At 54.3% G+C, this 13574-nt stretch carries 11 protein-coding genes and 1 pseudogene; 9 read left to right on the top strand and 3 right to left on the bottom strand.

Features of this window, described 5'->3' with window-relative positions; translation table 11 throughout:
• Nucleotides 1-3 precede the first annotated feature (3 nt).
• Complete coding sequence (locus K3T82_RS38990; RefSeq protein ID WP_220198902.1) at nucleotides 4-1596, bottom strand: DUF2397 domain-containing protein; 1593 nt, start codon at nucleotides 1594-1596, stop codon at nucleotides 4-6.
• A 195-nt stretch (nucleotides 1597-1791) separates the two neighbouring features.
• Nucleotides 1792-2997 (bottom strand): RNA-guided endonuclease InsQ/TnpB family protein, encoded by a 1206-nt coding sequence (locus tag K3T82_RS38995; RefSeq protein WP_220198903.1) that lies wholly within the window; start codon nucleotides 2995-2997, stop codon nucleotides 1792-1794.
• Between the two features lie 224 nt (nucleotides 2998-3221).
• Between K3T82_RS38995 and K3T82_RS50500 the strand changes: the two genes are divergently transcribed.
• The 5 genes from K3T82_RS50500 to K3T82_RS39015 all read left to right on the top strand — a co-directional run bounded on the left by K3T82_RS50500 (nucleotide 3222) and on the right by K3T82_RS39015 (nucleotide 6818).
• Entirely contained in the window at nucleotides 3222-3491 is a 270-nt protein-coding gene (locus tag K3T82_RS50500; RefSeq protein ID WP_420799395.1) for a DUF5372 family protein, read from the top strand.
• Nucleotides 3492-3602: 111 nt separating this feature from the next.
• Nucleotides 3603-3896: a thioredoxin domain-containing protein gene (locus K3T82_RS39000; protein WP_220198904.1), complete on the top strand. Its 294-nt coding sequence runs from the start codon at nucleotides 3603-3605 to the stop codon at nucleotides 3894-3896.
• A gap of 268 nt (nucleotides 3897-4164) precedes the next feature.
• Nucleotides 4165-4491 carry a hypothetical protein gene (locus K3T82_RS39005; protein WP_220198905.1) on the top strand — a complete coding sequence of 109 codons (327 nt, stop codon included), beginning with the start codon at nucleotides 4165-4167 and terminating at the stop codon, nucleotides 4489-4491.
• A gap of 137 nt (nucleotides 4492-4628) precedes the next feature.
• A complete protein-coding gene (locus K3T82_RS39010; RefSeq protein ID WP_220198906.1) occupies nucleotides 4629-5792 on the top strand; it encodes an RNA-guided endonuclease InsQ/TnpB family protein in 1164 nt (387 codons plus the stop codon).
• A gap of 237 nt (nucleotides 5793-6029) precedes the next feature.
• Nucleotides 6030-6818, top strand: a complete 789-nt coding sequence (locus tag K3T82_RS39015) for a DeoR/GlpR family DNA-binding transcription regulator (protein WP_220198907.1) — start codon at nucleotides 6030-6032, stop codon at nucleotides 6816-6818.
• Nucleotides 6819-7133: 315 nt separating this feature from the next.
• Here K3T82_RS39015 and K3T82_RS39020 read toward each other — a convergent pair.
• Nucleotides 7134-8297: pseudogene (locus K3T82_RS39020) on the bottom strand (RNA-guided endonuclease InsQ/TnpB family protein).
• 270 nt (nucleotides 8298-8567) lie between these two features.
• Between K3T82_RS39020 and galE the strand changes: the two are divergent.
• From galE to K3T82_RS39040, 4 genes are read left to right on the top strand one after another with little or no spacing between them, the layout of a single operon-like run.
• Nucleotides 8568-9554 carry a UDP-glucose 4-epimerase GalE gene (galE, locus tag K3T82_RS39025; RefSeq protein ID WP_220198908.1) on the top strand — a complete coding sequence of 329 codons (987 nt, stop codon included), beginning with the start codon at nucleotides 8568-8570 and terminating at the stop codon, nucleotides 9552-9554.
• 3 nt (nucleotides 9555-9557) lie between these two features.
• Nucleotides 9558-10622: a galactose-1-phosphate uridylyltransferase gene (galT, locus tag K3T82_RS39030; RefSeq protein ID WP_220198909.1), complete on the top strand. Its 1065-nt coding sequence runs from the start codon at nucleotides 9558-9560 to the stop codon at nucleotides 10620-10622.
• Complete coding sequence (locus K3T82_RS39035) at nucleotides 10619-11674, top strand: FIG domain-containing protein (protein ID WP_220198910.1); 1056 nt, start codon at nucleotides 10619-10621, stop codon at nucleotides 11672-11674. The genes galT and K3T82_RS39035 overlap by 4 nt, the downstream gene beginning before the upstream one ends.
• Nucleotides 11675-13132, top strand: a complete 1458-nt coding sequence (locus K3T82_RS39040; RefSeq protein WP_220198911.1) for a galactokinase — start codon at nucleotides 11675-11677, stop codon at nucleotides 13130-13132. It abuts the gene before it with no gap.
• The last annotated feature ends 442 nt before the right edge of the window (nucleotides 13133-13574 follow it).

Consider the following 13574-nt stretch of genomic DNA (forward strand, 5'->3'; position numbering starts at 1 on the left):
CGTTTACGTATTGTCTTGGGTCTCGGGCATTTCCTCTTGAGCTCGTAGCGAGGCAGGTACCTGGCGAGTGAGCTGATAACGGGGAAGGAAGAGCAGACCATCATCGGCCTCTAGCAGGGTATAGACCTGTTCGTCTACATTCAATAACGTAATGGTGGAACCATCAAGAGCACGATACTGGCAAGAGGGGTGACCCAGGCAAGCGTCGATAATCTCCATAAGCACAGCGCGGTCATCTGTGGAGATACTGCACATTGCACCAATATCCAGGCTGGGGCTGGCGAAGAGCCTGGCAATGTGTTCTCGTTGTGCTTGTAGCCTGGTCTCATGTTGCATGACCAGTTCGCGAATAATGTTCCGATTATCAATAATTGGATCTTCCAGAGGCAAATTGCCACGATTGCTGCGATTGACCGGCTTCAAATGCACGGTTACCTCTGGTGCCTCCTGCCAGGGGCTGACTGACCATGTATCGGGTGTCGTCCCGGGAGTACCAACCAGGCTCTCTGGCAGATGGATCGGGGCATGGTTGGCAAAGGCGACGGAGAACAACTGTTGCGCCTCCTCGCCGTCCCTGGTCGTCAGCAGATGCCGGGCGAGGGTGTGAAGATGGGTGGCGTAGTTGGCGCTGGGCCGGGTGGCGGCTGCCAGCGTCGACGCGCGCCGAACAACTTTGTCCACTTCGGCCAGGGCATTGCGCCTGAAGGAGTCAGCATTTTTTCCTTCAGCGAACCAGTTGACCAGCGCTTCTACTTGATTTGCTGCTTCCTGTCGTAACTCCACGGGCGAGCGTCGGTTCTCGGCTGTGGGGGTTGGTGGCTCAAGGTATTGCGCGATAATAGAGATTAGATGCTTCTGCTTGTCTGTGGTGTCCCATGCTGCCAGTTGTTCGCGAATGCGACGGCTATACTGTGTCAAGGCCTGGGCAAAGCCATGAACATAGGCGACGACCGCCGACTTATATTGTTGAAACGCCTCCAGGTCCGTGTATGACTGTTGAGCTGCGTTGATCATATTTGCCAGATACTGTGCGGCCTCGCGCGCCATGGTGTTCCAGACCTCAAAGGCGCGTTGCCATTCTTCTGCCAGTTCGCGGCCCAGGGTCGGGCTCGCGTCGAGAGCAGTTGCCTGTAGCCCTTCATCGATAGTCTGCAGCGCTTGCCAGAGCCGTGGGAGATCGCCCTGACGGAGCGAGCCCTGGGCAGCGCTGGCGTGATTCTGCTCATCGAGAAAGGTCTCAATGGCGATTGCCTCCGGTGTTGCCTGATAGAGGAGCGCGGGCGAGAGGAAGCTGGCAATGGAAGAGGCGTGACTGGAGTCATAAATGGTTGTGACATTGCCCCATTCTTTTAATGCGAGCAAGTCATTCTGGCATTGTTCCAGGTTATAATTGGGATCAAACGCGACTCGTACAGCGTCACGAACCTCGTGTGCCGTGAGCTGGTAGCTATACAACTCACGGTGATGTTGGAGGAAGGTTCGCATAATCACACGATACCAGCGAATACGATTGGAACTGACCAAATAGCTGAAGATCGGCAGTCGATCTGTGATTGAAAATGTGGTAGTGATAGATAAACTTTCAGATGTGTTCACTGGCTAACTCTTCTATCTCCCCTTAATTCTGTTATCCCCATTTGCGTTATTCTATCATAGCTGTCTAGTACTACGGGATCTTCCATATCCTTCGTGCTCAGCAATTAAGCAGCGCTCAAAACGCGTTGGCGCAACAGTTCAAAGCCGCCTCGGCCATACGTCAGATACCCCATGCATGAATGCAGGGGCTTGTCCCTAAGCCGAAGCTTGAGACGAGAGGCCGTCTGACGGCGACCCACTCAGGACAGATCTACCATCCTGAGCAAGACAAAATTTGTCTCGGATATTGTAGGCAGCATTGAGGTCTGCATGAAGCTGATACCCACAGGAGCGACAGTGAAAGACCGATTGAGAACGACGGTTATTGCGGGCTTGGTACCCACACTGAGAACAGGTTTGCGAGGTATGACGAGGATCAATACGCTCAACTGGAATTCCTTGCTCTTGCGCTTTGTAGGCAATAAAGCTATACAACTGCGCAAAAGACCAGGAATGCAGTTTGCGTTGCCCTTCGCCTTTGCGATGACGAACACCTTCTCGAATATTGGTCAAGTTCTCAAGAACAATCGTTGCTCCGGGGGGAACATGTTGAACGATGCGTTTGGAAAGCACATGGTCACAGTCCCGGTGGAAAAGCATCTGCTTACGAGACATCTTTTTGAGATGTCGTTTGGCAGACTTGGATCCTTTGGACTGCAATTTGCGACGGAGGCGAAAACGGCGGCGGTCAATCTCTTTCCAGTGGCGGGAGCCAAGAAAGCGACGTTGCGAGGTCACGGCGGGGCGATTCAATCCCAAATCGATACCAACAACCGTCTCATTCTGCGGTACTGTTGGCTCAGGGACCTCAACAACCACGTGCAACCACCACTTCCCATTGTGGGAGAGAAGGTCCGCGGTGGCAACCTTGCATCCTCGGTACTGCTCACTGAAATGAGGGACGGTAAAGGGGATACTCATTTTGCCTTGAGTGGTGGAGACACGAATGGTCTGTGTTGCCCAATTGAGGGAATAGGTGTGAATATTATAGCGCACTGCGCACTGCTCAGAGCGAGGGCAGCGAACAGGCTTAAAAACTGGGATTGGTTTGCCTTGTTTCTCTGCTCTCGCAACTTTCTTAGGATAGGCAGCTTCTTTCTTGGCTTTCCAGGTAAAGGCGCTGCGAAGCGTTTCCGTCGCTTTCACACGAGCCTGGATAAGCAAGTCACTCACTAGACCAGAACACAAGGCTTTCGTTTCGTAGTAGGTGGCATGATGAAGTTTCACCCCGTTCTTCTCGCCGTGTTGCCATCCAGAGGCACACACGTGATTGTAGGCAACGGTAAATTGCGCCAACGTCTCATGCAAGGCTTGTGCTTGTTCCATATTCGGTTGAAGTTGAATCCGTACGGTCCTATCCATACACAAAGTGTACCATATATGTGTAGTTTGTGTCAAATAGCAAAATGCGAGAAAAGAAGAAAGGCGTGCACCATGCTCCTCCCCATGTCTCAAGCCAGGGGTCCCCGCATGGCGCAATTTTTGATGGGATGGAGCGTTTGATGAATTTCAGCCGATTCACCTGGCCTTCGACAGGGCCATTTAAACGAACTGCCAACTACACCTAATAACACGAATGGTGAACATTGCTTTACCGTTACCCATCCCTTCCATCCCCTCTGTGGCCACAGTTTTCCCCGCTCTCGCAGAGTCTAGCTTGGGGAGAGGAACGCGTCTTCTTTGCTGATCCGCAGACCCAACAGGTCCGGTCGCTGCCCCTAGCCTGGACCAGTCTCGCCCCTCTTGATCCCTTTCTAGTTGTTGCAGCTGGCAAAACAGTGCTTTATTTTGAAGACATAGGATCTCTTAACCAGATGCTCAAAGCACTTCCGGCTCAGCAGAAGGAGGATCAGTAAGATGATGCAGCAGGTCTCCGCTCACCACCTTCGCCGTCTGGCATGTCTGTATATGCGGCAAAGTACGCTCCAACAAGTCCTTGAGAATACCGGAAAGTACTTCCCGACAGTATGCACTCCGCGAACGTGCGCTGGGCGGCCAGGGACCTGCGGGTCTCCTGTCCGATCGCCATCGATAACGATTATGTGATCTGGCGCGCTTTCCATAACCACTATTGGCCAGCCCTCTATTTCGTTGATGCGCAGGGCCGTATTCGACATCATCACTTCGGGGAGGGCACCTACAAGCAGTCGGAAATAATTCATCAACACTTGCTGGTCGAGGCTGGCATCGGCGGTATCGGTGATGAACTGGTTTCGGTCGATGCCCGGGAGCTGAAGCAGACGCTATTTGGGGCGACTTGAGGTCTCCAGAAAACTATCTCGGGAATGCACACACTGAGCACTTTGCGTCACCCAGTAGGGTTAAAACAAGTTTCTTGAAGAGTGGACAAATAGTTCTTTCTGTTGACATCTGTTGCTCTTGCATTCGTATCTCGTTTCTGCGAGAATTCCTCCTTGTACGGTGAGTTACACCGGAATGTACGCCTGTGGAGATCCTGTAAGACCTGGTCTATCCAGGCACGTTGTTCGTTGAAGCAGGAACCGAACGCCAGATAGGGCTTGTCCCTATTTGGGTAAGTTTCGGATAACGGCAGTCCTGGGTACGCGTCGCGTCTATGCTGCCTCCGCGCGCTTGAGGCTCAATCATTGGGTGCTTTCAGGTAATTGGACAGTGGAGAGAGAGGCCATTGTGCTCAACACGGCCAATGGGCGTATCGCGTCCCGCTTTCATGCCCGCGATGTCCATCTCGTCATGGGGCCGCCAGCGCGAGGAACGTCCGTGCGCTTTCGCGTGTTCCTCGATGAACAGGCACTGGGGGCGGCTCATGGCATTGACGTTGACGAGCAGGGCAACGGCACGGTGACCGAACCTCAATACTCTTTATGCCGCGAATAGAGATTGCGACTGTTTCCCAAAAAGTGGGAAGAAGTGATCAACTGTAGGCAAGACGCCACGCTTTCGGGCTTCTTGACAGATAAGAACATTTGCCCTATACTCAGGCAAATATGAGGCAAGGGAAAGAGCAGAACCACATGATTCGCGCCCATAAGATCAGACTCCATCCCACACCTGAGCAATCCGAGTATTTTGCAAAAGCCGCAGGAACCAGCCGATTTGTGTGGAACTGGGCACTTGCTGAGTGGAATCGGCAGCATGAAGCCGGTGAAAAACCGACCGCCTTGAAACTCAAGAAGCAATTTAACGCGATTCGACGGATGCACTTCCCCTGGACATGGCAGGTGACGAAGAATGCCTCAGATCAGCCCTTTCTTGATCTAGGAAAAGCTTTCACCGCGTTTTTTGAAGGGAAAGCCAAACACCCCACGTTCAAGAGCAAGAAACAAAGCAAACCCTCCTTTTACCTTGCCAACGATCAATTGGAGGTGGGGGATCATCGCATATGGATCCCCAAGCTCGGATGGGTCAATCTGGCTGAGAATCTACGCTTTGAGGGCAAGGTCACAGGTGCACGTCTCACTCGTCAGGCAGAGTGGTGGTTTGTGTCCCTGCAGGTCGAGATCCCTGATCCCATCGCGGTGAAGAAACCAGCTGCCGTCGGGATTGATGTGGGCTTGAACCGCCTGGCAACCTTGAGTACAGGAGAGCACGTCGAAAACCAAGCCTTCCTCAAAACTGCACTCAAGAAGCTGCGTCAAGCCAACAAACGGTTGCACCGCCGGAAATTGGGATCAAAGAATCGAGAGAAAGCGCGCCGAAAGGTTGCCCGTCTGCATTATCGCATCAGCTGCCTGCGCCAGGACGTCCTGCAGAAGCTCACGACGAGGCTGACGGATAGTTACGGGATCATCGGTGTGGAAGATCTGCACCTCAAGGGACTGCTCAAGAATCGCCGTCTCGCTCGTTCGTTTGCCGATGCTTCGCTGGGCACCCTCAGGCGTCTGCTCGAGGCAAAAGCGGCGCAACGTGGGGGAGAGGTGATCAAGGTGGACCGTTTCTTTCCTTCCAGTAAGACCTGTCATTGTTGTGGTTGGACGTGGAAAGGGATGACGCTCAAGGATCGCCTCTTTGTGTGTCAGAATCCCGCTTGCCCATATGAGCAGTTTGGGCAGGATCGAGATCACAACGCAAGTCAAAATGTGTTACAGGAAGCCCTTCGCTTGATCGGGTGTATTGATCAAGCCGTCTCCGGTACTGGCTCGGACGAAGACGCAAACTTGCCTGCGGACGCGGGGTAAGACCAGAGGGCTTTGTCCCGAAGGCACCTGCGAATGAAACAGGAACAACGAAATTCGGTGTGAACGTATGTTCGCATGCATTCGCATAGGAAAATCGGAGCAGTACTCTCGTTCTGCTATAGCAGAACGAACGACCACCGCTACGGCTACATGGTATTTGTTTCACTTGCGGCTTGACATTCCACAAAGTGCACCATATAATGGCGGCACCACTGCTGATCCATCATAAGGAGCGCTATGTCTAATCCGGCAAAACGAGCGGAATTTATTTTACAAGAACTTCTCCTTCATGGACGTGTGGGTGCCGAACAGTTAAGTCAGCAGCTCCAGGTTAACACCTCCACCATACGTCGTGACCTGGAACGCCTGGAACAACAGAACTTGCTGCGGCGGGTGCATGGGGGCGCTTTGCCTGTCGATATGCCTGCATATAGCGCCTACGCCTACGATCTGACCTTTCAGGAAAATATGAACAAGCAGATCGAGGAGAAGGCCCAGATTGCCCGCGTCGCTCTCGGCCTAATCCAACCAGGCGACTCCATAGCCCTCACTCCAGGTACCACTACCACCCACCTCGCGCGCGCCATTCGCCATGTCCAGATTCGGCCCCTGACTGTTGTGACAAACGCTGTCAATATTGCTATGGAATTGAATGGACTCAAGGATATTACTCTCACATTGACTGGAGGTTTGTTGTTACCAGACTTCTTCGCGCTTGTGGGTCCGCTAGCCGAAGAGAGCCTCAATCAGATGTATGTGGGCAAAGCCTTTGTTGGCGTAACGGGGGTAAGCCCTGAACATGGATTGACAGGCCCGAACCAATTAGAAGCGCTGACACATCGGCGGACCATCCAACGCGCACTCCAAACTATCGTGCTGGCGGACCACACGAAGCTCGGTCGAGTCGCTCTGCACGCCATCGCCCCCTCTACCGCGATGCATACCCTTGTGACTGATCGCGAGGCCCCTACCGACCTACTCGCATGGTTCAAAGAACTCGGAGTCAAAATACATCAACCGGAATGAATTGAGTCGCGGCTAGCTCACTTTCAGAATCAAACCTATCAAGATTTACCTATGGAAAAGACAGATGCCGCGCTGGTCATTACCGATGTTCATGTCCACATATTTTCACCCAGGAACCTAGTATATCAAGGCGAGCAACTTCTGGAGAAAATAGGTCACCTTCAGGAGAAGGCCCACCAAACTTACGAAGCCGCCAGGATACGGATCTTCTGCTCCAATTAATGTGGGAAAACGTCTGCAAGCATCGCCTTCCTCCATCTTTTGTTGTTGCTGCTTCCTCCGTAGGTGCCTCAAGACCAGCTGGTCTTTTTGGTCTTACCCCGCGTCCACAGCCAAGTTTGCGTCTTCGTCCGAGCCAGTACCGGAGACGGCTTGATCAACGAGCCCGATCAAGCGAAGGGCTTCTTGCAAGACATTGTGTCCAGCATTGTGATCGCGATCCTGGGGAACATGAACATACGAGCAGGAGGGATTCTGACACACAAAGATGCGATCCTTGAGGCTCATCTCATCCCAGGTCCATCCACAGCCGTGGCAGGTCTTACTGGAAGGAAAGAAACGGTCGACCTTGATCACCTGTCCACCTTGTTGAGTGGCTTTGGCTTCCAGCAGACGCACGAGCGTGCCTAGCGAAGCGTCGGAGAACGCGCGAGCCAGGCGTCGGTTTTTGAGCAATCCCTTGAGGTGCAGGTTCTCCACCCCGATGATTCCATAACTCTCCGTCAGCCTGGTTGTGAGCTTCTGAAGGCCATCCTGGCGCAAGCATACGATCTGGTCGTGCAGGCGTGCCACCTTTCTGCGCGCTTTGTCCCGATTCGCGCGATCCCATCTTCCGGCGATGGAGGCGTTTGTTGGCTTGGCGCAGCTTCCCCAGCGCGGTTGTGAGAAAGGCTTGGTTCTCGACGTGCTCTCCCGTACTCAAGGCTGCCAGGCGGTTGAGTCCAACATCGATGCCCACCGCTGCCGCTTTCTCCATCGGGTTCGTGTCCGGAAGTTCGACCTGGATGGAAACAAACCACCACTCGGCGGTTCTGGTGATGCGTACCCCGAGGACTTTTCCCTGAAAGCGCAGATTCTCGGCCATATTGACCCAGCCGAGCTTTGGCACCCAGAGGCGATGATCTCTGATCTTGCATTGGTCGTTGGCAAGATAGAAGCTCGGCTTGCTGCGTTTCTTGCTCTTGAACTTCGGGCGGTAAGCCTTCCCCTCGAAGAACGCCGTAAAGGCTTTGCCCACATCAAGAAAGGGCTGGTCAGAGGCGTTCTTGGTCACATCCCACGTCCAGGGGAAGGATGCTCGTCGGATCGCGTTGAATTGCTTCTTGAGCTTGAGGGCAGTTGGTTGCTCCTGGGCTTCGTACTGCCGATTCCACTCAGCCAGCGCCCAATTCCACACGAAGCGAGCCACCCTGCGGCGCGTGCAAGGGCGTTGGCCTGTTCTGAGGTGGGATGCAGTCTGATCTTATGGGCGCGAATCATGCGGTTCTGCTCTTTCTCTTGCCTGTTGGTTTCATTATTGTAGAGCAAGTGTTCTCATCTGTCAAGCAGCCCGAAAGCGTGGCGCCTTGCACATGATTGATCCCTTTTTCCTACTTTTCGGTAACAGTTGCATTCTCTTTCATCTATTCAAGGCTGTTAGGGCAATTTTGCGTGATAATATTGCTCATTCGCGCATTGATTCTGCGCGAATTGTGCATTATACTTAGTGCAGAAGCTATCTGATAAGCGACAGAAAGGATGAAGCAGCAGATGAAGGTTCTAGTCACCGGAGGAGCCGGGTATATTGGATCACATACCGTACATGAGTTAGTCGAGCGTGGCTACGAAGTTGTAGTGCTCGATACATTAGAACTTGGGAATAAGCAGTCGATAGAGGATGTTCGGTTCTGGCAGGGCAGCATTACCGACGAGGGGCTCCTGGAGCAGCTATTCACGCAGGAGAAGCCAGAGGCTGTCATCCATTTTGCCGCGTATAAGGCTCCTGGCGAATCGATGCATGAGCCTGCGAAGTACTTTCGCACCAATGTAGGAGGTACAGTCTCTTTGCTTGATACAATGGCGCGCCACGGTACACGCTCTATTGTCTTCTCCTCAAGCTGTTCCATTTTTGGAACGCCAGAGCAATTGCCAGTGTCGGAGGACGCGGCCAAGAAGCCAGAGAGCGTGTATGGTGAAAGCAAGTTGATGGGCGAGACCCTGCTGAAGTGGTACGATGTGACGGCGGGTATTCACTATAGCGCGCTACGCTACTTCAACGCCTCGGGCGCTGCGCTGGACAATAGCAATGGCGAGGATTGGGACTACACGCACAATCTGATTCCTCTGGTGATGAAGGCTGCCGTCGGGCGCACAAATTCGGTTACCGTCTTTGGCACCGATTACCCGACTCCCGATGGGACTGCCATTAGAGACTATATTCATGTTATCGATCTGGCGGTCGCTCATGTCAAAGCCCTCGAGCAACTGACACAGGGCCATCCGAGCGCAGCCTACAATCTTGGTACGGGAACGGGCCACAGCGTTCAGGAAGTCATCACAGAGGCCAAACGGATTAGCGGCGTTGATTTCAAGGTTGAATATGGAGCACGGCGGTCTGGCGATCCTGCGGCGGTCTGGGCCGATTGTAGCAAGGCCGAGCGCGAGCTCGGATGGAAGGCGCAGTACGGACTGGAGACGATTCTGGAGACTGCATGGCGCTGGCATAGCACGCATCCCAATGGCTTTCAGGAGGTATAAGATATGAATGCTGATCCCGAACGTGCCAGTGGCTTATGGGAGGAACGCTGGCATCCCTTGCGAGAAGAATGGGTGGTTATCGCGGCCCATCGTCAGAATCGCCCCTGGAGTGGAGCCGTCGTCTCTATCGACGAGGCTCCTAAGCCATCGTATGTAGCAGATTGTTATCTCTGTCCCGGTAACAAGCGTGTCGGTGGAGCCAGCAATCCCGACTACGAGAGCATCTATGTTTTTGACAACGATCACCCCTGCGTCGGACCGGAAGCACCAGAAGACGTGGTGCTTCCTCCTGGACCCTATAAAGCGCGTCGGGCCAATGGCCTGGCACGGGTAATCTCCTTTAGTCCAAATCACAGCCTAACAGTAGCCGAGATGTCGCACAAGACCATCAGCGAGATAGTGCGGGTCTGGCAGCGGCAAACGTTCGAGCTTGGCAAGCGGCCAGAAGTCAATCATGTGCTCTGCTTCGAGAACAAGGGCGAAGTTGTTGGGGTATCGAATCCGCATCCACATGGGCAAATCTATGCCACCAACTTTGTATTCAAGACTATCGAACAAGAACTGACGGCCTCGCGCCGCTATCACCAAGAAACGGATCGTTACCTGTTCGCCGATATTATCGCCGCCGAGCAAGCTGATGGGCGCAGAATTCTCTACGAAGATGAACATGTTATCGCCTTTGTGCCCTACTTCGCGCGCTATGCCTATGAGATCTACCTGGCACCCAAGCGCTGTGTCTCGCACATCTATGCGTTACGCGACGACGAGGTGGAGGCGCTGGCACGCGGCCTGAAGAATGTCACTGTGCGCTTTGACAACCTCTGGCAGATGTCGTTCCCCTATGTCATGGCGCTACATCAGGCTCCTACCGATGGGGGAGACTATAGTCCCTTCCACTTCTTCATTGCCTTCCATCCACCACTGCGGCGTCCCAGCGTATTGAAGTATCTCGCGGGTCCCGAAATTGGCGGTGGCAACTTCATCAGTGACACCTCTCCAGAGGCCAAAGCAGCTGAACTGCTGGCCGTCCCAACAATCCATTATCGCGAAAGGGAGGAAGAGCAATGATCCAGGGCGCTAACGAACTGCTCGCGCGGATACGCGCTATTCACGAGTCCATTCGAGATAGCGTGGTGGCAAGTTGCGAACAGCAGGCTATCGAACAGCTTTCCACCATCGTTGGGGAGCAGGCAGGAGATACTATCTTCGCCCTTGATCACGTCTCGGAAGAGGTGCTGGTAGAGCACTTTACGGCCCTGGGGCGCGAGCGCTCATTCGTGCTCATCGCTGAAGGGCTGGATGAAGACGGGATACGCACATTCCCGGCTGGTACTGATCCCGATGAAGCCGAACTGCGCATCATTATCGATCCAATCGACGGGACGCGCGGTGTCGTCTATCAGAAACGCGCGGCCTGGATTCTTACCGGGGTCGCACCCAATCAGGGCGCGCAAACCTCGCTCAAAGATATTGAAATTGCAGTCCAGACGGAGATCCCACTGATCAAACAGCACCTCAGCGATTGCTTCTGGTCCATTGCCGGGCAGGGGGTAGACGGCGAGCGAGTAAACTTCCGCACGGGCGAACGCCAGCCACTTAAGCCGCAGCCATCGCGTGCCAGTACAATTGCCTCTGGCTTTGGCGCGATCTCGCGCTTCTTTCCCGGTGGACGTGCCGAATTGGCCGCGATAGATGATACCGTCGTTGAGCGCATCCTGGGGCCAGTCAAGCCGGGTCAGGCACAGACGTTTGAGGACCAGTATCTATCAAGCGGGGGACAATTATATGAACTACTCATGGGACACGACCGCTGGATAGCCGATTTGCGTCCATTGATCGATGCACAAGCGCGCAGGCACGGTAAGGCTTTCGGCCTCAATTGTCATCCCTATGATCTCTGTACCGAGTTGATCGGACGCGAGGCAGGGCTTATCATAACGGATGAATATGGTAATCAGCAAGCGGCTCCCCTGGATGTCACATCAGGCATCTCTTGGGTTGGCTATGCTAACGAGCAGATTTATCAGCAGGTTGCCCCCATGCTGCGTGATGTCTTGCGCGAGCGAGGGTTGCTGGAGAATGCGACCAATCTGAATAAGGATGCAGAAAGGACCTCATAGATGTGGCGTTTTGAAGATTCCTCGCGGGAACTCCCTGACGCAGAACGTTTTCTCGTCGTGCTCAACAGCCAGGCCGACTTCTTTAATGAGCACGCTCCGCTCTGGGTGGGGCGCGCGCCTGGACGCCTGGACCTGATGGGCGGTATCGCCGACTACTCCGGTTCACTGGTCTTGGAACTCCCGCTGGGTGTGGCTACCTGGGCCGCCGTCCAGCCCTCGGACGAGCCTCTTATCACTCTGCTCAGTACCAATGTCGAGGAGGATACGAGCGACCCCTTGATCACTCTCCCCCTCGACGCGTTCCAGACCAACCAGCATGCCCTGGATTACAGCGCCGCGCATACCCTGCTCACAGCGGAGCCTCGGCGCGCCTGGGCAGCTTATGTGGCTGGTGTGCTCATCATCCTACAACACGAGCGCGGTCTTGTGCTTAATAGAGGCCTGCGCATCTTCATCCACTCCGAGGTTCCTACGGGCAAGGGGGTTAGCTCATCGGCAGCCCTCGAAGTTGCCACGATGCAAGCCGTGGCCGCGTCATTCAAGCTGGCTCTGGCGGGACGTGAGCTGGCTCTGCTTTGTCAACAGGTTGAGAACCTGATTGTCAATGCACCTTGCGGCGTCATGGACCAGATGACGGCAGCCTGTGGCGTGCAAGATACCCTACTGGCGCTGCTCTGCCAGCCAGCCGAGCTTCAAGGCAATATCGCGTTGCCTGAAGAAGTCGAGGTATGGGGAATCGATTCCGGTATTCGCCATGCCGTGACCGGCGCGGACTATGGCTCGGTGCGCATTGGCGCGTTTATGGGCTACCGCATCATCGCCGAACAGGCGGGCCTCTCCGCGCGGCCGCTTGGTAATGGACAGGTCAGCATAAGCGATCCGCAGTGGCAGGGCTACCTGGCGAATATCACACCCTCTATGTGGGAGAGTATCTATCGTGAGCGCGTTCCTGAGCGACTTGACGGGGCAACCTTCCTTGAACGCTATGGTGGCTCGACCGATACGGTAACCCATATCGATCCGTGCCGTACCTACGCGCTGCGCCAGCCGACCGCTCATCCTATCTACGAGCATCACCGCGTCCAACTCTTCCGCGCTCTGCTGGCGCAGCGCCCCGTCAGCGAAGAGCAGCTTATCCTGCTGGGTGAGTTAATGTACCAGTCGCACGCCAGCTATAGCGCCTGTGGGCTTGGCTCAAGCGGGACAGATCGCCTCGTCGCGCTGGTACGTGAGGCTGGATCAGCTGCGCGCATCTATGGCGGCAAGATTACTGGCGGAGGTAGCGGTGGCACTGTCGCGGTTCTGGCACGGCGTGGAGACGACAAGCAGATCAAGGATATTGCCAGTCGCTACAGCCAGGAGATGGGTTTGAACGTCGAGATCCTGCATGGATCATCGCCAGGAGCGGTGGCCTGGGGTCACCATCGCCTGCTAAACAACAAAACAGGAAACGGCTAGCTCTTTGCCGGGGTTAAAACAAGTTTCTTGAAGAGTTGACAAATATCTCTTTCCGTTGACATCTGTTGCTCTTGCGTTCGTCCCTCGTTTCTGCTAGAATTGCTCCTCGTACGGTGAGTTACACCGGAATTCACGCCTGTGGAGATCCTGTAAGACCCGGTATATCCAGGCTGGTTGTTCGTTGAAGCAGGAACCGAACGCGAAATATGGCTTGTCCATATTTGGGTAAGTTTCGGATAACGGATCGGGGACTCTCTCAAATATAGGTTTTTTGGGCTTATCACAATTCTGTGTGGAAGCGTGTTGTAAAGCCATTGAATTTCGTTGAAGGTTACAAGAATCCGAGCGATGCATCCCTGCTCATGGATGGCAGGGATGCATCGCCGTTCTTTGAAAGGCTGAAGGGAGGGGCGGATCCTCGCAACAACGGATGGTGGGGCAC

This window comes from Ktedonospora formicarum (assembly GCF_016587355.1).
Lineage (GTDB): Bacteria > Chloroflexota > Ktedonobacteria > Ktedonobacterales > Ktedonobacteraceae > Ktedonobacter > Ktedonobacter formicarum.